The organism is Aquimarina spongiae, from assembly GCF_900141785.1.
GTDB classification, from domain to species: Bacteria; Bacteroidota; Bacteroidia; order Flavobacteriales; family Flavobacteriaceae; genus Aquimarina; species Aquimarina spongiae.
In genome coordinates, this window is the sequence record NZ_FQYP01000003.1 from 432,649 (window position 1) to 456,044 (window position 23,396).

Consider the following 23,396-nt stretch of genomic DNA (forward strand, 5'->3'; position numbering starts at 1 on the left):
TCTAAAACTTCCAACCTTTTGTAGTTGCAGATTGCTCTATTCTCGCCTCTATTTGATCATCAAGTTTAGCGAAGAAGTCTATTCCAGTCAATTCTTCTAGTTTATCAACCGACACTACAAAGCTTTGTAAAGGTTTTTGAGCATCTTGATGCGGTAATAAAAAAGCAATGATTTTGGGATCGGTCTCTGAGTGATCGTACACGATTTTATAAAAGTATTTTGGTACAGAAACGGCTTCATATCCTATAGATTTTAAATCATCAGACAAAACTCCCCCTGTTATTACATACACCCCATCATACCTTTTTGCCCAATACCTAATCTTCTGTTCCAGCCGATTCCATATCCCACTATTAAACTCATGATTTTGAGGTGAAACATTTGACGTTTTGAAAGTCTCTTCAAAAGCATCATAACTAAATCTTCGATCTCCCGCCGGACATAAATGCCCTCGATCGTATCCTGATTTTTTATAATTACGCCAATCGGCAGAGGTCGATCTTACCTTTCTGTCGATTTCAAAATAAGGACGTTTGAACTCATTTTTGGACAAATGTTCTGACTTTAATTCATAAGCCACCCATTCTGCTTGTTCATGCTTTTCAGAATAAGACAAGCTATAATGATTATGTATAATAACAGAACCTGTTGTTGACGTAGGCAAATAATAAAAACTGGAGGTGTTCTTTTCGTTACCTGGAATAACAGAATTGTCCTCTTTAGTCTCCAAATAACCTTCAAAATAATAAAAGCCAATGGACACTATGATAATGAGTATTGGGTAAATGTATTTTCTATTCAAAGCAATAGTATAGTATTAGTTTGCGACAAAAGTAATGAAATATTACCTGCTATTTTACTGCTTTGTAGTACTCAAGTTTCAAGAAAATGGGAATTAAAAAATTTGATTTATGATAAAAAGCGAGTTATTTTTAAAAGATATTTACAATCTTAAAACAACTCATCTCACACCATATCATGGAACACAATATTGAAAAAATAGTAGAAAGCGTTCTTATCGAGAATGGCATAGGAAATTATAACAAAAAAGATTTAGAACTTCAATTACAAATTCACCCTAATTACCCAAGTTTTCAATCCATTACAGATGCTTTGGATTATTTTGACATAGATAACATAGCTATAAAAGTGCCTCGAGATGCTCTGGATCAACTTCCTAAAAGTTTTATTTCTTTGGTGAAAAACGGAAATTCGGATGAAATTGTAGCAGTGAACAAAAAGAGTAAAACTATAGAAATAAAACATAGTAGTTTAAAGAAAAAGAAATACTCCTTTGAAGATTTCAAACAAATATGGGTTACTAATGTTATTGCTGTAGAAGACAACTCTTCTAATAACTTTATCTCTGGCCAATCTTTATTCCAGAATATACTTATCGCTATACTTTTGATTAGTGTCGGCCTTATTTTTGTCAATAGAAATTGGAGCATAGGCGAAGTATTTTTTTTAGGACTCTCGATCGCAGGATTAACTTTCAGTGTATTTGCAATTCAAGAACGTTTGGGTTATAAATCACAAACAGTTCATCAGTTTTGCACCTCTGTTGGAAAATCCAATTGTGGAGATGTGATTAATAACAATAGTGGTATCTTGTTCAAAGGGTTTTCATTAGCTGATGCGGGAGTACTTTTTTTTGGAAGCTTAACACTATATCAAATATTTCATGGTTATACTTCTGCTTTGCTAATACCTGTTCTTATAGGAGTACCTTTTGTGTTATATTCATTATATTCTCAAGCATTCATCATTAAAACCTGGTGCGCTATCTGCTTATCCATGGGATTGGTTTCCATCGGATTAGCAGTAATTGCGCTGACTAGTCTATCCATTAATATTAATTGGCAAACGTTACCAGGGTTAGCCTTGGTTACCTCTCTTTTTACTATTGGATACTTTTTTATCAGAGATAAAATAAAAGAAAACAAAGAATATCGTTCGCAAAACCTGAAATTAAATCGATTTAAAAGAGATGGTCAAATATTTGGGCTTTTATATAACAACAGCGATAAAGTAGCCGATACCACCATTCTTGAAAATGAAATTATTTTAGGTAATCCCAATGCGAATTTTAAAATTATCAGTCTTACCAATCCAATGTGTGGTTTTTGCAAAAATGCTTTTGAGGCTTATAGCCGTCTTTTGAAATCTATGGGAGAACACCTACAGATAGTTGTACGTTTAAGCATTAATCCAGAGGAAACCAACAATCAGGCAACAAAAATAGGGCTTCGCCTTTTTGAAATATATGATACACAAGGATCTCAAGCTTTTATTGAAGCGTATACTAGTTGGTTTGCAGACAGGACTTTTTCTAAGTGGATCAAAAAGTTTGGCACTCCAAATAATAATATGAAACACAATGAAATCTTTAAAAAACAAATAAATTGGGCCAATAAACATGAATTGCACTACACCCCTGCATCTATAATTAACGGGACTATTTATCCAAAGAAATACACCTATGATGAGTTCTTTTATTTTGTAAGCATGTTGATTGAACAACAAAAAAGCCAAACGGTTAATGAAGATAAAACTGTGGAAGTATAGAAACAAAAAAAAGAGATTACCTAAAGTTTAGGTAATCTCTTTAACCAAATTACACTTCTATGAAGTGTAAATGGCAAAAAAAATTAGAATTATTCTCTAACTAAAATCCTAATAATTCCACTATCGCAAAAAGTAATCGTCGTATCTCCAATTACATGTTTGCGACATTCTCCACCTCTAATTTTTTCAGGTGCTTTGATAGGATCGAACATTTCGAGACCCAATAGCTCGTCTAGCTTCTTTTTACTCATAATATTTAGATTTAAAATTAATTCGTTTTTACAACTACATATTCGTAATTGAGACAATTTCCTCGACGTTTTTGTTGGAGATTAACAACCCCTTTTTCTCATATAAGATTTCAAGCAATCTAAACGTTAATTCCTCTGGCCATTCTTCAAATAAGTCCTGTAAGAGGTCGGAAATCGTATTTTCTTTACCAGTATTTAATCTTCTAACCATCTCGATAATATCATCAGAATAATTGATCATAAGCTTCTGTCCTTTTACAAAAAGATGAAGTTTTCCTGAAATTTGACTGTGGTAATACTCTATTTTATAAGGTAAATCCAAAGAGATCGAGCTGTTTTTTGACATTCCCACATGCTCTTTTGCTACTTTGCTTTTGAGAGATTTACTAAAGTTCAAGCTACTTTTAAGAGAGTACTGATAATCCTTGATTTCCATCTTTAAAAGATCCAAGAAGGATATTTTACTAAGAAAGTCTTTACTCTTTACATCCTTTGTTAATTCAGGATATAAATCTAATAGGGGATCTTTTTGATAATCTATTGTTTCAACCGGTTTAGAATCGACAACGTAAGATTGATGCTGATTTACAAAACTCTTTTCCGCAACATATTCTGAATTAATATTGTCGGTAACAGTTCTTAGCAATTTTTGTTTTGTAGGTCTATTGAACCATACCGTTACCGCAGCAGAAAGTTCATCGGTTTTACCTATATGCGGCATCCCCCAAGGCATAAAGAAGATACCTCCTTCTTCGATATCAAATTTTTGAGCTTTGTGACTATAGAATTCTGCACGTCGCTCTCCAAGTTTTCCTCCTAATTCATTAATATAAACCTCTTTGTCCCATAAATACATTTCTTTTTTTGCTGACCCCAAGTGTAAATGGATTACACTTTCTCCAACATAATCCATATGGATTCCCAATGGAGTCCATCCATAATTCCCTATAAAAATAGTGATGTCCATTCCCATCATCGGATACCCCACTTTTTCCAATAGAGGTTTTAATTTTTCGTAGATTTCGACATTAAAATCCTTGTTCCAACATTCAGAATGATTAAAAATAATACCGAATTTTTGTTTCCCAAAAAATCGATTTGTCCAAGATTCAAGTGTATCATCCTCTAATGGAGGATTTTCCATTAGGGTATCCTTTAAATCATCCCTTTTCTCTCCATTAACCCATACCCTGAATACTGCGGATTCGTCATAAGATTTAAAAACATCCAATGTTTTATCCAAAATATTGCTAGAGGTTTTACTTGAAAAGGCATTATTTAATGCTATTGGTTTTGTTAAATTTTCGGTTGATTTCAAAAAGTTATCCCACCACTCATTAGAAAATTCTTTATTACTTACCATGACTAGAGTATTTATTGAAGATACATTAACGATTCTAATTCTTTAATTAGAACATTCACTTGTATATTCACTCTAAATGATAAATGTTACTACGCTTTTTATTCTTTTTTTAAATTTATTCATAATCGTCTATTATACAGACAACTAAAATTCAGCTTCAAACAACCAAAAATAGAACTTCAACTATTTGAAATTTATCATGTAGAAGGTCTCGAAGCGATTATCTATGCTTATGGAACATGGTTTGCAGACAGGACTTTTTCTAAGTGGATCAAAAAGTTTGGCACTCCAAATAATAATATGAAATATAATGAAATCTTTAAAAAAACAAATAGATTGGGCCAATAAACATGAATTGCACTACACCCCTGCATCTATAATTAACGGGACTATTTACCCAAAGAAATACACCTATGATGAGTTCTTTTATTTTGTAAGTCTTTTGATTGAAAATTATAAAAATCAACCAACGTAAGAAGAACAATCTATGGAAGTTTAACCAACTAAAAATAAAAAGGAGCTACTCAAATAAGTAGCTCCTTTTTATTTTTAAACATCTATTTAAAAAAACTATTCCAACTCCCCCAAAAGCCTTTTCGCTTTTTGAGCATTAAACAAAGAATCATCAATAATTTGAGATAATATAGTTTTACATTCTTCGATTCTATCTGATTTTAAATAAACTAAACTTTTATACCAAAACGCTTTCGACTTATCAATTGAATCAGAATTCAATAGTTTATCAAAATTCTGTAGTGCTCTATCAAAATTTCCATTTTCCAAATAAGAAAACCCAGTATAAATATAAATTGAAGGGTCTGTACCTTGTGTTTCCCTTTCGTATTGCTCAAATAACTGAATAGCTTGATCATATTCATTCGATTTGAATAAAGCAACCGCTTCGGTTAGTAATTTATTCTCCGAGCCACGCTTAATTATAGAAGGTAAATCTGATTCTATGTAGAACTCTGTATACAATACATCATGACTTGGTCTTGAATTCCAAAAAACATTACTTATCAAAGCGATGATTAATATAGCAGCTACTGCACCTACAATGTATTTTATGCTCGAAGAGTTACTCCTTTTCTTCTTGTAATTTGCTCCTACCTGTCTCAATTTTGATTTCAAGACTATGGCTTCATCACTTTTCACATAGTTTTCTAACTCTTGTTTTACAGGGTCATTTTTATCCGCTTCTATAACCATCCAAGCACTATCGTTAAGATGGTGATTAACCTCATTTGCAAGTTGTACCTCTTCACGTAATTTGGGGTTTTGTGACATCATTTCCTCAAATTGCTTCTGCTCTTCGGGAGTCATATCTCCCCCTAGATACGCTTCTATTTTTAAGTCAAAATTTTCTTCCATTTGAGTTATTGCAATTGTCGATATCTACTATCTTTCTTAATCAAATCTTTCAGACGTTTTTTACACTTAAATACACGCTGAAAAGCTACATTTTCTGAGGAATAATTAAACTTCTCCACAATTACATCATAGGGCACTTTATTAAAGTATTCTCTTAAAAGCTTCATGCAATTCTCTGAAAGTTGTTTTATTTTTTCTTCAAAAAGCTCCCATCGCTCTTGTTCCAAAATAAAAGAGCTATGTTTCTCTTCCTCCTGTACTAGTTCTATTACCCCTTCATTTCTTACCACCTTTTTTCTATTATTTAATTCTTTTCGCCATAAATTTTTACAAACCGTAAATAAATACCCTTCAAAAGTAGATTTAATTTCAAAGCGCCTAACTTTCACTCTAACGGTAAGTTGAAATAAAGCATCTTGAAATATTTCTTCAGCATCTTCGTAGGTGCCCTTATTCTTTCTCACAAAAGATAACACTGAAGGAAAAATCTTTTCATAAATCTGCTTAATAACGTAATCATTTCCTGACAATAGACCTTCTAAATAGTTATCATCTCCTTTTTTTCGCATTTTCAAAATTCACCTTGGATATAATTATAATTCATAAATAAAAAAGATAGAAAAACACTAAACTAACATATTATCAGTATTTTCAAGAGCTAAATAAATAAAAAATAGGTTTTTAATATAAAAACACAAAAATGACTCAAAACACCTGACAATAAAACTATGGTATAGTATGATTTAGTGTATATAAAATAATCATTCAATCAAATTTCTTGGGTAAGATTCTTGAATTTAAATAACTACACTAAAGATATTAACAATTAATTTTTAAAACACTTATGAAAACTAAGAGGATAATTTGGGGATTACTTATTTCAATAACACTCATGGCCTGTTCTACTGATGATACTATCATCCCCGAACAAGAAAACACAAAAACCTTAGAAAATACAATCAATAAATTCATTATCATTAACCCTGATGAAGAAGAACAGCAAGAAAATGAATATGAATATGGTATGCCTTTCGATAATAGTTATGAGGGTGAAGATTTTATAATTGAGCTATTTCATTCTCAGGAAAATGAAGCTGTTCGAGTCGATGTTCGACAAAAGTTCTATCAAAAATATCCTGATTTAGTATTGGTTAAAATTGCTGCTTCACAATCTCATCTTAATTCACCGAAAGCCAAAATAGAACGTTGGTTTCTGACCTCTTTAAGAGGGTTAGAGAATTCTAGAGGGGCCCAGGATTTACCAGAAGAAGAAGATGATCCTACTCAATTAGAAGAGTTATTGGCCAAATATTACCTTTTACTTTCAGAAATCAGAGAAGATGAACGAATTGAGTTATATGAATAATCAATAGATCAACAAATTTTAAAAACATACTAAATATATGGAGTAAGGATTTATAATTTTTATCTTGGATAAAATTATAAATCCTTGTCTAAATGTTTTTAAGAAGGTACTATTTGTTGCTTGCCTTTGTTATAATTTATTTTAATTCTGATGCCCAGAACTCGACCAATTGGGAATCAATTTTAGCTTCAGAATTTACAGTTGAACAAAAGCGTTTTAAAATTGATTCAATAATCAAATTCTACAAAACCACTCAAAACGATTCTACTTTAGAACGAATAACTCACAAATATGCAATTTGGCACTACAAAAACACTACATTATCCCATGCCATAAAAATGGCTGAAAAGTCTCTAGATTTAAAACAGAAAATCGACCCAACAAATACTTCTCTTATTCAACATGGACTAAAGAATCTTGGCTTTTTCAATTATAAATACGGGAACTTTTCCAAAAGCATTTCATACTACAATCAATTAATCTCACTGAATTCTAATAATAATTACGCGGCGGATGCGTATTCCGAATTAGGACGATGTTATACCAATTTATACGATTACCATAATGCTGTCATTCATTTTGAATTAGCAAATTCTTTATATCGTCAGAAGAAAAATTACAAAGGCATTATTACTAATGCTATTAACTCTGGACGATTGGATGTGAAAATAGGCACTGTCGAAAGTTTAAAAAGAGGGATTACAAATTTATTAGCTGCGGATTCCATATCCTCAAAAATCAATACAAAAAAGACAACAAAATATAACACAAAATTTATTCTAGGAACTCTTTATAATCATGATAACAATTTAAATACTAAAAAAGCATTTTTTTACTATGATCAAGCTCTATCAATTGCAAGAACACTGAAAAACCCTACCCTGATTGCAAAAACATATGAAATCATGGGTAATCTCTATAACACTATTGATCAGGACTTGGCTATATCCTATCACCAAAGAGCAATTGAAAATCTTGAAAAAAAAGATTCTATATCTCTAGCTATAAGTATTTCAAATATTGGTATTTGCAAAGTTTGGCAGCAAAAATTTAATGAAGGAATTAATAACTATAAAAAGGCTATAGCCCTTCTTTCTGGTCAAACACTGTCTGAAGAAGAAACTTCAAAAAAAAATAACCTATTGACAAAAGGATCAAATTCACAGTTTCTTTTGCCCATACTTGAAGATCTAGCCGATGCTTATCTAAAACATTATCAATCCACAAACACTCTTTTATCGCTTCAAGAATCAATTGATACATTTCTAAAGGCTGATCAATTAATAGACATTATCCGTATAGAAAGTCAAGAATTTCAATCAAAGTTATATTGGCGTAAGCATAGCGCTAACTTGTATGGAAGAGCAATAGAAGCTTGTTTTCTAGCAAATGACATAGAAAACGGGTTTTACTTTTCCGAAAAAAATAAAGCTTTAATACTTTCTGAAGATATCACAAAAAATAGGGTTAAACAATCTCTTTCCCTTCCTGAGCATATAATAAACAAAGAAATTAAGTTTAAGAAAGAAATATATTTACTCAATAACCTAACAAAAAATAACAGTGATCAAAAAGAAAGAAACGTTACTACAATTCGTCTACTTGATTTAAAAAGGCAATTAAAAGAGCTACAAGATAGTATCAAAAATGTTTTTTCCAATTATGCAAAATTCGATATTCAGGACAGTCCTACCCCTTCTATCGAATTAATTCAAAAAAATCTCGATAAAAAAACCGTTTTTTTAGAATACAACATTTCCAACCATACAGATTTTGGGATTATTACTAAGACAAACAACTACCTCCCAATTTATGAAGGAAGTGAATATGGTAAAAAGGAGTATTCCAAAGGGTATCTTTTTTGCATTACCAAACATGAGAGTTACTTTATACAACTTCCTGATACGGATCAATTGAAATTTCATGTAAGCGCCTTTATTCAAAAGGTTTCGAATCCATTCAAAGTACAAGAAGATGTAAAATCTTACATTGAATTAGGATATAATGTTTTCGATTATTTATTTCCTTCCAAAGATCTTAAAAAGATTATCGAAAACAGGAGATTAATTGTTGTACCTGATAATTATTTAAGCTTTATTCCATTTGAAGCTTTAGTAACTTCTAAGGAATTAGGCAAAAGACCTAAATATCTAATCGAAAGTTCAGAAATTAGCTATAGTTATTCCAATTTTTTCTTATCTCCGCCTTCAATTACTTCTTCCCAAAACAAAACTGTCTCTCTTCTAGGTTTTGCTCCTGTCAATTTCAAAAAACAAGGTCTGATTTCTCTTGAAAATAGCGCTACCGAAATCATGAATACAAACACTATTTTCCCCGGAAAAGTCTTCTTAAATAAAGACGCTTCCAAGGAAAATTTTCTAAATAATTTGGCAGATAAAAGTATAATTCATCTGGCAACTCATGCAGATGGGACTAATGCTGTTTCTCCATGGATAGCCTTTAGTGATAGGAAACTAACCTTGGAAGAGCTATACTTTACTGAAAACCATGCAGATTTGGTAGTTCTAAGTGGTTGCAACACATCGTTAGGCAGACAAGAAACAGGAGAAGGAGTAATGAGTTTAGCCAGAGGTTTTTTTCATTCTGGTGCCAAAAGTGTGGTATCTTCCTTATGGAATGTAGATGATAGATCTACTACTTACATTATGAATGAATTTTATAAAAATCTAAAAAAGAGATTGCTTAAATCACAAGCGTTAAGAAAAGCAAAACTTTCGTATCTAAGTACAAGTTCTTTATCCGAAAGTTCTCCTCATTTTTGGGCAACCTTTGTGCTGTTAGGAGATACTAGTCCAATTCAAGATATCTCTTTTATTGATAAATATTGGCTTATAATAGCACTAGTTCTCCTTATTATTCTAATACTAATTCAACAATTTAGAAGAAAAATACGTTAAACGACAAGAAGTTATTATAAATATTTAAAAGGCCTATTGAATATATATTTAATAGGCCTTTTTTGTTTTTAACTTTTTTTTAACAGGTAAGAAATTACTTAAGGAATAACTAATTCATGATAGTCATTAAATAAACACACAAAATCTTGATGTCATTATGAATATATTTAAAAAGGGATTTGCACTTATATTTTTAACTTCAATATCAATTTTTCTTCACTCTCAAGATGAGGGTGTTCCAACAGTAGTTCCGGAAACTGGTTTTTCTTTAGAAAATACAAATCTGGGAACAATTAACAACTCAATAAACCTATTTACGGGAGAAGTTGCGTTCCCTATACAATTGGCTACTCTATCCGGAAGAAATGGAATTGGAGGTTCTGTAAGCATAAATTATTCTTCATCTGGTGTATTTCAACAGTCTGAGCAAATTAATAGAGATGCTCCAACAGGAATTTTAGGCTTGGGGTGGAATTTAAACATCCCTAAAATAATTGTAGACAATAAACAAACAGGAACAAGACATGATGACGAATTTTTCTTGGTAGAAAACGGCTCTCCAATCAAATTAATACGCACAAAAGGTACGAACCTTGCAAAAGAATATATTACTGAGCCCTATAATTTTTGGAAAATCATATATAAACCAAATGAAGAGAAATGGGAAATTACCAAAGAAGACGGAACAATATATACATATGGTGACAAAAATAGTGGTCGAAACACGGTAGAATGGATTGTTAAATGGGGAAATTGGATAGGTAATAGCTCTAGAAGCAGTAATCAAAGTCAACAAGGATTATCTTTTAACCTTTCTACCATAACCAATCGTTTGGGAAACCAGACTAAATTCACCTATGATAACACAGAGAACAAAGTAGGAACAAATGGTAAATTTCACACAGAAGCTTCTTATTTAAAGAAAATAGAAGATCCCATAGGCAATACAATTAATTTGTCGTATTCAAATAAATCTTCTAACGAATTTGAAGAACCCCATGTAGAAATAATCGAACCTGATGCCTATCAAGAACGCTACGAAAAAAAATATCTCAGCCATATCATTGTAAAAGATCTAAAGAACATTACGCTTAAAACCATTACGCTTAATTATATCTTGTCTGGAACCTCAACAATGACTAAGCGCAAGTTATCTGGTATTACTTATGAAGACCGTTACGGTGCTAGTTTTCCTTCTTATAATTTTGAATACGACTCTAAGTCAAAACTGAAAAAAGTAATTACTCCTACAGGGGCAGAAATCATTTACACATATAGCACTTCTCCAATAACTCCAAATTACGCATCAAGAAACCTAAATATTACTGCTCCTACTGGATATGCCGAACCGACAATCCATCACGGCCCTGACTATGTAGTAGTGACCTGGAGAGAGTTAAACAACGGGAACCATGATACAGGTCGTCGTAAGGTTAAATCCTCTGTGTATACCTGGGATGGGTATTGGAAAAAACAGGATCTGGACACCTATTACAATATCGAAACCTATGACGATTATACAAGAAGAAAGTTTTTTGTTACTAATCAGCGTAATTTCTTTGCTATAAGTTATTGGTCTGGAATTTCAAGTAGTTATTACGTAAAAATATATCATAAAGACCAAAAAACCGACAGCTGGGTTGCTCGGAGTTTTACCGAGAATATTACTTATGTAGATGACGAAAAGAACATTTTGCCAAAACTACTTTCTGGAGATAATTTCGTTGCTATGCATACTTTTAGAGATGGTGATATATTCACTTATGTATGGAATGGCACAGGGTGGACACGTAAAGTGATCAACCAAAATGGAAATGAATTTGAAAGCACTGCAACGAACAATTGGATTATATCTCATCAAAAAGGAGGGACAGATTGGATCAAGTTACATTACTTAACCGATGAAGGTAATTGGGTAACAAAAAATATGAATTATCCTTTTAGTTCAGATCATGACGATCTGAGTTATTGGTATAGCACACCTTCATTTGCCTTGGTAATGGCCGATGATAATCCAGAATTTATCTACAGTTGGGACGAAAACTACAATAATGTAAGAAGACATAATATGTTTGGTGCAATGTGGGATAGAAGCACGGTATTAAGTAGATCAAATGCTTTGTTTTATATTGGAGACTCTTCTAATCTGCTAGGAAAAGCCGTAAGATATGATGGTTTTAATTTCATATTCTCAGGAAATAATTATGGAGGAACAAAAGGTGTTAGTATTTCAGAAGATTTCTTCATTCATCACAACAATCGAGGAAATCATCCAAACGACGCCAAATTATCAGAATTTGATCCAAATACCTTAAACTGGAAATTTAAAGACATACCATATGTAATACAACTTAGTCGAAGCAATACAGCCGGTAATGGATTATACTCATCTTATGAAAAAATCTATTTTAGAAACAATATTGGTTCCTGGGGTAACCCAATAAACGTACCTAATCGCTCAGGGTTTTATACTAATGAAGGAACTGGTTTCAATTATCACGTCCAAGAATACAACCATCCGTCATTATCCTCTTCCAGTAGAGGTAGTAACATTACTATTTTGAAAAATGACACCTCTTTAAGAAACATTTGGAAACCAAATCGCTTTTTCGGGACACATAAAGATACCTGGCATTCTCGAAGAATTAACAATAACAATGGCAACATTATTATTCTTGCCAAAAACAACCTAAATTTTAAAGATCAAACATCATTAGAACTATACTACGAACAAAATGATCATATCGAAGGTAAACAAGGACATCATCCTGTAGTTTGTGTCTCTGTTAATGATGGGGTAGAAACGAGACATAACTCCTTTAAGTATACCACTAGCTATGCCAAAATAGCTCCAAATGGATTAAGTGGCCTGTATAACAAAGTACGAAGTGTAAACGGAAGTTCAAATCCTAATATTACACCAAACGGATATACCGAAACATATTTTTATACGGGGTTATCTCAACAAATTCGAGCAAGTCAAAATCAAAACGTTCGCAAACTATTGGTTGGAGCACCATACGCTACACTAAGCTATGACAAAAATGGAATTGAAGTTAGTCTTAACACCTCAAAACTCAATACCTATTCAAAATCCATTGCACGTAACGGAGGAGGTAACTATAATGTAACTTACTTAAGACCAGGCACACAAACAACAAGAGTAAATGGTATTACTTCATCTATTAACAGGACCTATGACACTAATACAGGCTTAATAAAAACACAAAGTACTACCAACTACGGAAGCGAACAACAAGCAGAAGTATTAAAAACAGAATACAAGTATTATTGGGAACATTACGATACTGATCGAAGTGAACATCTCTTTACCCCAATAATACAAACCAAATCGTATAATGGAAGTACCGTTATTTCCAGCATCGCTAATCGGTGGTCAAGACAATCTGGGCAAATGCTACCTTATGAGTCTTATACCTGGAAAGGTTCCGGAAGTTCTAATCATCCCTTCTCTTCTACTCCCAGTGCCACAGGTTGGTTAAAAGTCTCTGCCATAACCAAAAGAGATTCACATTTCAACATATTAGAAACAAAAGATCAAGAAGGAATCTACGCTACCACCATATATGGATATGAAAATCGTTTACCTATTTCATCTTTTAGTAATGCACGACATTCTGAAGTGCTTGCTGACAATTTTGACGGAAACAGTCTTTATAACCCACAGTTTTATTGGAATAGGAATGGAACTGGTTGGTCCATAACAGACAATAACCTATCCTACAACACTGGCACTGGTGAGGCTAGTATCAATCCAAGTAATGCAGGACCATCCAATCACTATATATTAGAGTTTAGATCCTATTTGGCTCAACAGAGCAGTTCTGGATGGGTTGGAGTTCATTTTGCAAAATCCTCAAATTCCAGTTTACCGTCACAGTCAGGAATTACCTTACGTATTACTCAAAATGAAATCACCTTAAATACCACTTCATCTGTTATAGGATCTTATAATGTTACTAACGAAACAAATGAATGGCATAACTACCGTTTAGTAAAAGAAAATTCTACATTATCGATATATCGAGACGGGATACGAATTATAAAAGCAACTAATAGCGCTTCTGGAGCATATTGGAGTTTTTATGGCAAAGGAGTAAAATCATACATCGATGATTTTAGAAAATACCCAAAAGATGCCTTTGCCACTTCCACCTCATATGACCCTGTTATATTGACAACCACAAAAACCATGGACTCCAATGGTTTAACAACACATAGTCTTACTGATAACGGCTCTGAAGTTGCTGCAATATCGCAAAGAGGAACCTTTGCAGGATCTTTGGCATCATACTATCCAAGATCAGAAGGAATCTCGGTAGATGCTTCTAATTTTATCACGACACACAATACCAATACGCTTGATGAAGAAAGTTATTATGACACCTTTGATAAACCAGGTAGGTGGATTAATAAAGATCAAAACAACAATAGCACCACTCAATGGAGCATCGTAAATGGAGAATTGCGAAGTACCAATACTGGAGTAGCCAATAACTGGAGTTCGGATCTCTATTGGGTAAATCTTCCTAAAAGCCTAAGTGGTAGAGTTGGTATTGAATTCTCTATTCGTAGTAAGAACTTACCCACAGATTGGGGAATCGGAATAGCTGCAGGAGGTAACAACTGGAAAGTCCAAAACTCCGGAACCGAATGTGCTCTATGGATGGGTATGTATAAAAACACATTAAGAAGTATACCCAGTGGTCCTAACTGGAGTATCTTAAAAACCAATTTAAGTAAGAATAGGATTTATAGAGTAAAAATTATCCTTAACACCGTAACTAACAAAAGTGAATACTATATCGATGGAAAACTAGTATTAAGTAATCTAGGTTTCAGAGCGGCGACAGACGAGATTAGTAAAATAGCTTTTTTCAACTATGGTAAGAGCACTACAATCGATGAATACTTCATAGACAACCTTGTTGTTTATCAAAACCCGATTGAGTCCCAACAATATTCGGATGCAACAGGAAAACCGAGACAATATCTTACCAAAGAAACTGAAAATAGTGTGTTGATCTCTGAGAACGGCTATGACAACCTTGGCCGTTCAAAATTCTCTACTTTAACAACAAGAGTTAGTGGTGATCTTTCCTATCATCCTGATTTTGTAACCTCGTCGGGCACAACATTACAAGGGCAAGTTAAAACCATAAATGGCCATGATTATGCATTCACCGCAACTAAATATGACGTATCTCCTTTAAGCAGGCCTGTAGAAACAAGCAGTCCTGGCTCAGTATATCGACTCGGTTCAGGACATAATGCAACTTTTGGATACTATAACAATACCTACAGTCCAGTAGGAATGGGTAGTGATTTTTCTGGCCCCTATTATAACACTTACGAAATTATTTCCCCCGATGGGGCTAAGAGCTACACATATTCAGACATTTCGGGGCGAACAATTATGCAAAAAACCGGAACCATAAAACAAAGAATAGAAAAACCCATTAATAAATCCCATACAGTATTAAGTAATCAAACCTATAGCTTTACGCCTACAACAACCCATGAAGCCACTTATGACTTTAAACAATTTGATAATGCCACAGGTGTTTTAAAAATCGGCACAAGCCCAAGTGGTAGTGATATATTATCCATAAACAACAGTAGAACTGGAACCTTTACTGTAAACAAAAACACTACCTATTATGTAACAGTTAGCGCTACTATTAACGAAGAAATATATTATGATCACGATTGCGAGACTCCTATTATTCCTTCACCCTCTTATTGTTTTAACGAAGATAATTGTAGAATACCATGTGAGGTCGGTGGAATTGATACCCAGCTACTATCAACATCAGAAAATCCTAACCCAAATAATAATGCGCAAGGTTCCAATAATGAACTATCGTTTGAACCTTTTGCCATCATAAAATATATAGATAGAATTCAAGTAACTGAAAGTGATGTATATTTAACCACTTCATATCAATATGATAAAAAAGGAAATATGACAAAAGTATTTCCTCCCAATTATCATAATCCTCCTTCTTCAAATGTCAATCCAAACGATTACATAACAACCTATACCTATGATCATTTTGGCAGGATTAAAACATCAAATACTCCAGATGGGGGACTTACCCGTAGTATTTACGATACTGAATCCGGTAGACTTCGATTCTATCAAGATGCAAATGCTATTCAACAGAATAAGCTATTGTATTACAAATACGATGCTCTTGGGAGGCCAATAGAAGAAGGTTATTATAGCTATGCATGGAATGAAAACACTTTGCAAAACTATGCCGACAACAATGCAAACTGGCCATCTGGATCACCTACCTGGCGTAAACGCTATATCTATGGAAAACATGACATTAACACTTCTACTTACGGAAATTTAACAGAAATCCATATTAATTCTGATGAAGATTCGGCTATAGAAGTAAAGGAAAAACTAATTTCTGATACTTATGGACGAATTACACGAAAGGAGATACAATTATTAGATCAAAATAAGAACTATCATTTTGATTACAAATATGACAATGCAAACAATATTATAGAAGAGGAATATGGGGATGTTGTAGTTAATTATTGGCATGATGCTATGGGACGTCTTCAATCTGTTGGCAAGGCCGATGATAAAGATTATTATGCAAGTTATAGTTATGACATAAATGGTGTAATGACCTCAGAAATCTTGAACAATGGTTCTTGGGCAAGAAATTTTAGTTATGATACCAATGAGCGATTAACAAAAATCGAAGATCCTTATTTTAAAGAATTAGTGTACTACGATGGTGGCTATAATAATAAGAGTTATTATGAAGGATTAATCGCCAGAACCCATATTGATTATAAATCTATTAACACATTAGGATCCTACCGAGATGATTATTGGACATTATATGAGTATGACAAGCTGGGTCGATTAATCACCGCAGATAATCAGATCAACAATACTTGGGACATCGGTGTAGTATCGCCGATCAGCTATGATAGTAATGGTAATATCACCAAAACACACAAAAACAATCAAACCAGATATTACACTCATAATGCGGGGACTAATCAAGTAAAACAAGTAAGTGGAATTGCAGGTCAATTTGATTACGACTCTAATGGAAATATCACCCAATCAGGGTCCAAAAACTTATCACTTGTTTATGATTTATTTCATAACAAGGTAACCTCCATCGTTAAACCTTCTGAATACCAAAACACCAAATTCACCTATGATGGCACAGGAGAACGTTTAACCAAACGATTTGAGGCCAATTTTCTCGGTGTCGAAGCTTGGGAGGAGACTTTATACTTAAGAGGTTTAGGAGATTATCCATTGTTAGAAATTAAGACAAATCATACAGGAGAAACCAATGTAAACACTATTGTATATGGTCTTAACGGAATGGTAGCAATGAAAAAATCCTCAAACACTGCTACCGATCAGATCTATTTCTTCTCTAAAGATCATTTGGGAAGTACTAGAGTAATGGTAAGAGGAGATGGTACAGTTACCAATTATTATGATTATGATGCTTATGGTACAATGATTCGCAGTCAACAATATGAACAGTTAAGTTATCAATATACAGGGCAAGAATATGATATAGGTCTGGGGCTACATAATTACAGGGCAAGGATGTACGATAGTGATACTGGTATATTTTATGGAATGGATCCAGCTGACCAATATGCAAGTCCTTATGTTGGGATAGGAAACAACCCTATCAACTTGATTGACCCTACTGGAGCTTTTTCGGTAAAGAATTTCTTAGCTAATAATACTTTCCTTAAAGGAGCATTTCAATTGGGTAATATCATCAACACTTTTGACGAATATGGCTCGGATGCGGGATGGCAAGTTGTTGGACAATATGCAAAATCGGCGGCAATCGAAGGAGCCGTTGCACTAGCTACTCATGGGGTAGGGACCGCCGTTTCTAGTGGTGTTGCTTCGGGATCGATAAGTAAATTTGGAGGTGCTGCTATACAAGCCGGATCACATGGTCTTATTAATGGTACAGCCTCAGAGTTACAAGGAGGTTCTTTTGGAAGAGGGTTTGCTACTGGAGCATTAAGTTCTATAAGTGGATCTGCATTGGCAGGTGCAAGGCCAGGAATTCAATTTGGAGGCGCAGTATTAACAGGAGGATTAACCTCACATATTTCAGGGGGTAGTTTTATTGATGGAGCGATAGCCTCTGGTATCACTTCTGGAGCTAATCACTTAGCGCATGAACTTACTGATCCTAAACTAAAACACCCTACAAAGTACAAAAGAAAAAATGGAAAAAGTGGATACGTAGGGAATACTAGAATCATTGATGGAAAGAAATATTATCAAATGGCAGACCGACTTGGTAACTTTTATTGGGTTGATGACAACTGGAACTCACTTAAAAAACCGAGCATGTTCTCATACCTCCCAGGAGGAAGTAATTTTAAAAAGACTCACATGTATGAAGATGGAAAATTACTTTTTGATGTAGTACCCGATATCCTGGAACAAGGACTGGAAAAACTAATGAAATGGCCTTTCCCTATTCCTATTTATGTCCCTTATGAATATAAAAAGGGAAGTAATTCACCTTATAGGAAAATGGGTTAATTCTAGGTCACCTAAAGCTGTAGACACTTAAGTCTACAAATAAAACCTTCTTTTTTATGATACTTATTAATCGATTGGATTTTAATTTAACAAAAAGTAATTAATCCGAACTTAACAGAATTAATGCGAGAGCATATCGATACAATAATTTAGGACGCCGAAAACCATAAAAAGAGTAGCCATAATGTTTAAAATTAAACCTTTATGAAAAATTCAAATTTTGAAAACCTCAAAAACCAAAGTTATCATTAGTGGAGGACCATTAGAAGATTGTAAGGCGACAGCCAAAAGAGATCGGAATGATTGGTTAATACCAGTATGTGACGAAGTATTAGGAGGAAATTAATATCAATTAATTTCTGAGACAGCGCAGGCCTCTTTAATTCATTTTAAAGAGGTCTGTAATATTATGCTTTCACATCCAACGCATCTCTAAGCGCATTACCAATAAGCATAAATGCCATTACCAAACTCATAATTCCTAGTCCGGGAATAATCGCAAGATAAGCTTTTCCTAATATGATGTAAGAGTAATGGTCTTTGATCATCGCCCCCCAACTAGGCATAGGGGGTTGTGCTCCAATTCCTAAAAAGCTAAGACCGCTCTCGATCAAAATGGCGGCCGCAAAATTTGCCGCTGCAATGACAATTACAGGTGCAAGACTATTGGGTAATATGTGTCTTGTAATAATCCTAAAATCGGTAAAACCTAAAGCTCTTGCGGCAGTAACATATTGCATTTGTTTCACACTCATCACCTGACCACGAACTACCCGAGCTACTTCTACCCACATGGTTAATCCCACAGCAATAAAAACCTGCCAAAAACCTTTACCCAAAGCAAGAGTTATTGCAATCACCAATAGTAAGGTCGGTATCGACCAGGTAACATTGATCAACCACATGATGGCTGCATCAACTTTACCTCCAAAATAGCCCGAAGCAGCTCCCAGGGTTATTCCTAAAATCAACGAGATAAAAACAGCCACAAAACCAATAGAAAATGAAATGCGGATTCCTACCAGCATCCTACTTAACAAATCCCTTCCGTACTTGTCTGTTCCCAGAATAAATGTTTTGGGTGCTATATACTTCTCTTCAATTTCTTTGACAGTAAGCTCGGCAGGAAAACTATTTAGAGGTATCACCTTTGAAACCCCTGTTATTTCTCCTTCGCTATAAGGAACTATTTTTAGTCCATTATCCTCAAAACTGTAGTGATCAATAGGGATTTCGTCATCCATGTTTTTCTCTCCAAAAAAAACTTTGCCCAATAAAGATTGATCGGATGTTTCCAATGAAGGAATGGTTAATATGGTGGCATTAAATCCGGGAGGTTTGGAATGAATAGACAAGTGCATCTGGTTAGCATTCCTGGAGTTATCGGGAGCTAATAGATAGGCGAAAATGGCTATAAAAGCACAAAAAACAATGAAACTAAAACTCAAAACGCCCCAAAAATTCTTTTTAAATTTTTGGAGCGCTAGTGTACTTAAAGAGTTTGAATTTTGCTCTGGCATTAATTTTAGTTCTTCAATGTAAGAGGGTTTTTAGATCTTCTGATATTATTAATCTTTAAATCCTCTAATACGCTAATTGCCTCTTCTACATATACATCTTTGCTAAGGCTTTCATGCCATCTTTTACGTTTTTCTGCTAATACTGTATCTTCTTTGATTAACTGCTTTTCGTATGGCAAAGATTCAAAAGTAAGATTGGTCTTATAATCATCAATTGCTCCAAAGCGCTCAGCTTGCTTTTCATTCAAGGTTATATTGGCCTTATAGTTATCGTACTTCAAAGAATATACATTAACATCTCTCTTTTGACGAACCCATTTTGCGTTTTCTTCGATCAATTTCAACTGATCGTTTTTAGCCATTCGGTCTTTACTATTATTAATAGTTTGATCAAAATCAATATATCCATCCCAAACATTGTAATCTGCAGCAGCGATTTTATCCCAAGGTAGAGGATTCTCCTGATCTTTCTCTCCTATATCAATATAGCTATATCTGTCCGGAACAACAACATCACTTTTTACTCCTTCTAGCTGAGTAGATCCTCCGTTAACTCTATAAAATTTCTGAGTAGTCAACTTTAATGCTCCTAAATCTCCAAAATCATTACTTCTCATCCAACGATTAAGGTCCATCACATTTTGAACAGTTCCTTTCCCATAAGTTTGCTTACTACCAATAATGATAGCTCTTTTATAATCCTGCATTGCAGCAGCAAGAATTTCTGAAGCCGAAGCCGATAATTCATTTACCAAAATCACTAGAGGACCATCCCATAATATATTTCGGTCTTTATCGCTTAACACTTCTGGAGATTCTCCTTTAGTTCTTACTTGAACGATAGGTCCTTTTTCGATAAATAATCCAGCAATGTCCACAACTGTTTGCAGGGATCCTCCTCCATTATCTCTAAGATCTACTACAAGACCATCCATATCCTGTTCTTTCAAACGGATAATTTCTTGTTTTACGTCTTTTGCTGCGTTACGCTGATTGTAATCTTGCATATTGAAATAAAACTTAGGAAGATTAATCACACCAAAAGTTTTATCGTTTTTCTTTACTACCGAAGATTTTGCATAGGTTTCTTCCAACTCTACAACATCTCTTACGATCTCAACAATCTCTGTAGTTCCATCTACTTTCTTTACCGTAAGCGTTACTTTGGTCCCTTTTGGTCCTTTGATCAAGCTTACAGCATCATCCAAGCGCATCCCCACAATACTTACAGGCTCTTGCTCTTCTTCTTGCTTTACTTTCATGATCAGGTCTCCTACCTCAACCTTATTGCCTCTCCAAGCCGGGCCTCCAGAAATGATTTCGATAATTTTTACATTATCATTTTTCTTTTGTAGTCTCGCTCCAATTCCTTCTAATTTTCCAGACATAGCAATATCAAACCTGTCTTTGTCCTGAGGAGCAAAATAATAGGTATGAGGATCAAACTCCTCTACAATAGAGTTGATATAAATGGAAAACCAATCTTTTCTCTCAAGGTCGTCAGCGAACTCGAAGTATTCCTCTAAAGAAGATCTGGTAAGATCTCTAGACTCTTCTTCAAGAGCTACTCCTGTTTTTCTTTTGAAATCTTTGTTTTTCGTAACAGAATCTATCTGTTCTTCTACTTTGTCGTAGTAACTTGATAATGCATTGAATTTAAGTTGTAACCTCCAACGCTCTCGCATCTCTTTCTTATTCGTTGCATATTTTAAATTCTCGTAGTCCGTATCGATCGCCTCTTCTACTTCAAAATTAAAAGGGCTTTCTAGAATATCTTTGTATAAGACTCTCGCCTCATCCATACGTTGTTGCAAACGTTGATACGTGCGGTTAAAGAAAGTAATCTCTTTGTTTCTGATTTCGTCGTCGATCAGTTTCTCATACTTCTTAAACTCATTAATATCACTCTCATAAAAATAACGCTTCAAAGGATCTAAAGCATCAATATAATCTGCAAAAACTTCTTTTGAGAAGTCATCATTAATATCCTTTGCATCATAATGACCTTTTCCCAACACATAACTAATCAAATCAATCAACAGCTTATCCTTGTCCGGGTCATTCTCCACCTTGGTAGTAAAACTGCACGACGCAGCTGAAACAATCATGGTAAGCATCAAAATCAAAAAACTCTTTTTCATACGCTTAAAATATAAATTTAGGGGTTTTTCCTGGCAAAATACATTAAAAATCGTGCCAAGAACACGTAATAATACTAAATTTTTCTTAAAACAACTAATATTATTTGTTACTCTTTCCAGAACCGATTTTTCGTACAAAAAAAGTGTATTTTTACCATCGTAAAAATTCGATGACATGACCCAAAAAAAGCCGCTTATCTTAGTGACCAATGACGATGGCATAACTGCTCCCGGAATTAGGGCACTCATTAGTGTTATGAATGAAATTGGTGATGTTTTTGTAGTAGCTCCCGATAGTCCTCAAAGTGGGATGGGTCATGCTATTACAGTCAACAACACTTTGTATTGTGATCCCATTGTAATTGACAAAGATGCTCCTCAAAAGGAATATAGCTGCTCGGGGACACCAGCAGATTGTGTCAAAATGGCATCGCGACAAATTATGGATCGTATTCCTGATTTGTGCGTAAGTGGTATCAATCATGGTTCTAACTCGGCGATTAATGTGATTTATTCCGGAACGATGAGTGCAGCGGTAGAGGCTGGAATAGAAGGGATTCCTGCAATAGGTTTTTCTCTTTGCGATTATGGGATGGACGCCAATTTTGAACCCTCTAAAAAGTATGTGCGATCGATCGTAAAAAATGTACTGGAAAATGGTTTACCCAAAGGAGTGGTGCTTAATGTAAATATCCCTAGGCTACCTGCAGAAGAAATCAAAGGAGTAAAGATTTGCAGACAGGCAAATGCACATTGGGTTGAAGAATTTGATAAACGTACAAATCCGATGGGAAGAAGATACTATTGGCTTTCTGGCAAATTTATAAACGAAGATAAAGGTGAGGACACCGACGAATGGGCACTCAAAAACGGATATGTATCTGTAGTACCTACACAATTTGACCTTACCGCTCATCATTTTATTCAAGAATTAAACAACTGGTCTTTGCATGATTAAAAAAGAAATTGGAATTGGCTTTCTTATTGGTTTGATTGCCAACAGCATTGGTTTTGCTTTTTGCGTATTTATTTTTTCGATACTTAGCCCTCAAAATTTCAACTTTACAGAAACCATCAAAGCTTCATTAGAAAATGATTCGTTTGGGAGTTTAATCGTACTTGGAGCAATCCCCAATCTTGTTGCTTTCTTCCTATTTATCAAAAAAAATAATATGTATCGTGCTCGTGGCGTGCTTCTTGCTACGCTAATAGCAGCCATTTGTATTGCAATTAGTAAATTTGGATAAACGAGATCGCACCTTTTATAATATATTGAAATAAACACATCAAATAAGCCATAACCAT

The 23,396-nt window shown here is 34.1% G+C and carries 15 protein-coding genes; 8 read left to right on the forward strand and 7 right to left on the reverse strand.

The window, feature by feature from the left end:
* Position 1: 1 nt before the first annotated feature.
* Positions 2-802: a DNA/RNA non-specific endonuclease gene (locus tag BUE24_RS09300; protein WP_073315721.1), complete on the reverse strand. Its 801-nt coding sequence runs from the start codon at positions 800-802 to the stop codon at positions 2-4.
* A 176-nt stretch (positions 803-978) separates the two neighbouring features.
* Here BUE24_RS09300 and BUE24_RS09305 point away from each other — a divergent pair, with 176 nt between their 5' ends.
* A complete protein-coding gene (locus BUE24_RS09305; RefSeq protein WP_073315722.1) occupies positions 979-2,568 on the forward strand; it encodes a vitamin K epoxide reductase family protein in 1,590 nt (529 codons plus the stop codon).
* Positions 2,569-2,657: 89 nt separating this feature from the next.
* On the opposite strand, the gene BUE24_RS23925 is transcribed toward BUE24_RS09305, so the two are convergent.
* Both BUE24_RS23925 and BUE24_RS09310 read right to left on the reverse strand, forming a co-directional pair.
* On the reverse strand, positions 2,658-2,819 hold the full coding sequence (locus BUE24_RS23925) for a hypothetical protein (protein ID WP_170864578.1): 162 nt from the start codon (positions 2,817-2,819) through the stop codon (positions 2,658-2,660).
* 34 nt (positions 2,820-2,853) lie between these two features.
* Positions 2,854-4,182 carry a hypothetical protein gene (locus tag BUE24_RS09310; protein WP_073315723.1) on the reverse strand — a complete coding sequence of 443 codons (1,329 nt, stop codon included), beginning with the start codon at positions 4,180-4,182 and terminating at the stop codon, positions 2,854-2,856.
* 310 nt (positions 4,183-4,492) lie between these two features.
* Here BUE24_RS09310 and BUE24_RS23930 point away from each other — a divergent pair, with 310 nt between their 5' ends.
* The gene (locus tag BUE24_RS23930) at positions 4,493-4,657 is read left to right on the forward strand and encodes a DsbA family protein (RefSeq protein WP_170864579.1); all 165 of its coding nucleotides are present in this window, start codon (positions 4,493-4,495) and stop codon (positions 4,655-4,657) included.
* A gap of 95 nt (positions 4,658-4,752) precedes the next feature.
* Here the strand turns inward: BUE24_RS23930 and BUE24_RS09315 are convergent, their stop codons facing one another.
* Positions 4,753-5,553: a tetratricopeptide repeat protein gene (locus BUE24_RS09315; protein WP_073315724.1), complete on the reverse strand. Its 801-nt coding sequence runs from the start codon at positions 5,551-5,553 to the stop codon at positions 4,753-4,755.
* A 5-nt stretch (positions 5,554-5,558) separates the two neighbouring features.
* Positions 5,559-6,122 carry an RNA polymerase sigma factor gene (locus tag BUE24_RS09320; RefSeq protein WP_073315725.1) on the reverse strand — a complete coding sequence of 188 codons (564 nt, stop codon included), beginning with the start codon at positions 6,120-6,122 and terminating at the stop codon, positions 5,559-5,561.
* A 275-nt stretch (positions 6,123-6,397) separates the two neighbouring features.
* Here BUE24_RS09320 and BUE24_RS09325 point away from each other — a divergent pair, with 275 nt between their 5' ends.
* From BUE24_RS09325 to BUE24_RS24375, 4 genes are all read left to right on the forward strand, one after another.
* The gene (locus BUE24_RS09325; RefSeq protein WP_139241954.1) at positions 6,398-6,919 is read left to right on the forward strand and encodes a hypothetical protein; all 522 of its coding nucleotides are present in this window, start codon (positions 6,398-6,400) and stop codon (positions 6,917-6,919) included.
* A 338-nt stretch (positions 6,920-7,257) separates the two neighbouring features.
* Positions 7,258-9,837, forward strand: a complete 2,580-nt coding sequence (locus BUE24_RS09330; RefSeq protein ID WP_170864580.1) for a CHAT domain-containing protein — start codon at positions 7,258-7,260, stop codon at positions 9,835-9,837.
* A gap of 157 nt (positions 9,838-9,994) precedes the next feature.
* Positions 9,995-18,430, forward strand: coding sequence for an RHS repeat domain-containing protein (locus BUE24_RS09335; RefSeq protein WP_073315728.1), 8,436 nt, complete (start codon positions 9,995-9,997; stop codon positions 18,428-18,430).
* Between the two features lie 220 nt (positions 18,431-18,650).
* The gene (locus tag BUE24_RS24375) at positions 18,651-18,776 is read left to right on the forward strand and encodes a hypothetical protein (RefSeq protein ID WP_280174022.1); all 126 of its coding nucleotides are present in this window, start codon (positions 18,651-18,653) and stop codon (positions 18,774-18,776) included.
* Between the two features lie 61 nt (positions 18,777-18,837).
* Here BUE24_RS24375 and BUE24_RS09340 read toward each other — a convergent pair whose 3' ends face one another.
* Positions 18,838-19,950, reverse strand: coding sequence for an ABC transporter permease (locus BUE24_RS09340; protein ID WP_073315729.1), 1,113 nt, complete (start codon positions 19,948-19,950; stop codon positions 18,838-18,840).
* A gap of 5 nt (positions 19,951-19,955) precedes the next feature.
* On the reverse strand, positions 19,956-22,091 hold the full coding sequence (locus tag BUE24_RS09345; protein ID WP_073315833.1) for a carboxy terminal-processing peptidase: 2,136 nt from the start codon (positions 22,089-22,091) through the stop codon (positions 19,956-19,958).
* A 175-nt stretch (positions 22,092-22,266) separates the two neighbouring features.
* Here BUE24_RS09345 and surE point away from each other — a divergent pair, with 175 nt between their 5' ends.
* Both surE and BUE24_RS09355 read left to right on the forward strand, forming a co-directional pair.
* A complete protein-coding gene (surE, locus tag BUE24_RS09350; protein WP_073315730.1) occupies positions 22,267-23,049 on the forward strand; it encodes a 5'/3'-nucleotidase SurE in 783 nt (260 codons plus the stop codon).
* Positions 23,042-23,338 (forward strand): hypothetical protein, encoded by a 297-nt coding sequence (locus BUE24_RS09355; protein ID WP_073315731.1) that lies wholly within the window; start codon positions 23,042-23,044, stop codon positions 23,336-23,338. The genes surE and BUE24_RS09355 overlap by 8 nt, the downstream gene beginning before the upstream one ends.
* Positions 23,339-23,396 lie beyond the last annotated feature (58 nt).

Bases quoted from the DNA above. Each gene is read 5' to 3' on its own strand.
- BUE24_RS09305 (WP_073315722.1), top strand. From the start codon at position 979: ATGGAACACAATATTGAAAAAATAGTAGAAAGCGTTCTTATCGAGAAT.
- BUE24_RS23925 (WP_170864578.1), bottom strand. From the start codon at position 2,819: ATGAGTAAAAAGAAGCTAGACGAGCTATTGGGTCTCGAAATGTTCGAT.
- BUE24_RS09310 (WP_073315723.1), bottom strand. From the start codon at position 4,182: ATGGTAAGTAATAAAGAATTTTCTAATGAGTGGTGGGATAACTTTTTG.
- BUE24_RS23930 (WP_170864579.1), top strand. From the start codon at position 4,493: ATGAAATCTTTAAAAAAACAAATAGATTGGGCCAATAAACATGAATTG.
- BUE24_RS09315 (WP_073315724.1), bottom strand. From the start codon at position 5,553: ATGGAAGAAAATTTTGACTTAAAAATAGAAGCGTATCTAGGGGGAGAT.
- BUE24_RS09320 (WP_073315725.1), bottom strand. From the start codon at position 6,122: ATGCGAAAAAAAGGAGATGATAACTATTTAGAAGGTCTATTGTCAGGA.
- BUE24_RS09325 (WP_139241954.1), top strand. From the start codon at position 6,398: ATGAAAACTAAGAGGATAATTTGGGGATTACTTATTTCAATAACACTC.
- BUE24_RS09330 (WP_170864580.1), top strand. From the start codon at position 7,258: ATGGCTGAAAAGTCTCTAGATTTAAAACAGAAAATCGACCCAACAAAT.
- BUE24_RS09335 (WP_073315728.1), top strand. From the start codon at position 9,995: ATGAATATATTTAAAAAGGGATTTGCACTTATATTTTTAACTTCAATA.
- BUE24_RS09340 (WP_073315729.1), bottom strand. From the start codon at position 19,950: ATGCCAGAGCAAAATTCAAACTCTTTAAGTACACTAGCGCTCCAAAAA.
- BUE24_RS09345 (WP_073315833.1), bottom strand. From the start codon at position 22,091: ATGAAAAAGAGTTTTTTGATTTTGATGCTTACCATGATTGTTTCAGCT.
- surE (WP_073315730.1), top strand. From the start codon at position 22,267: ATGACCCAAAAAAAGCCGCTTATCTTAGTGACCAATGACGATGGCATA.
- BUE24_RS09355 (WP_073315731.1), top strand. From the start codon at position 23,042: ATGATTAAAAAAGAAATTGGAATTGGCTTTCTTATTGGTTTGATTGCC.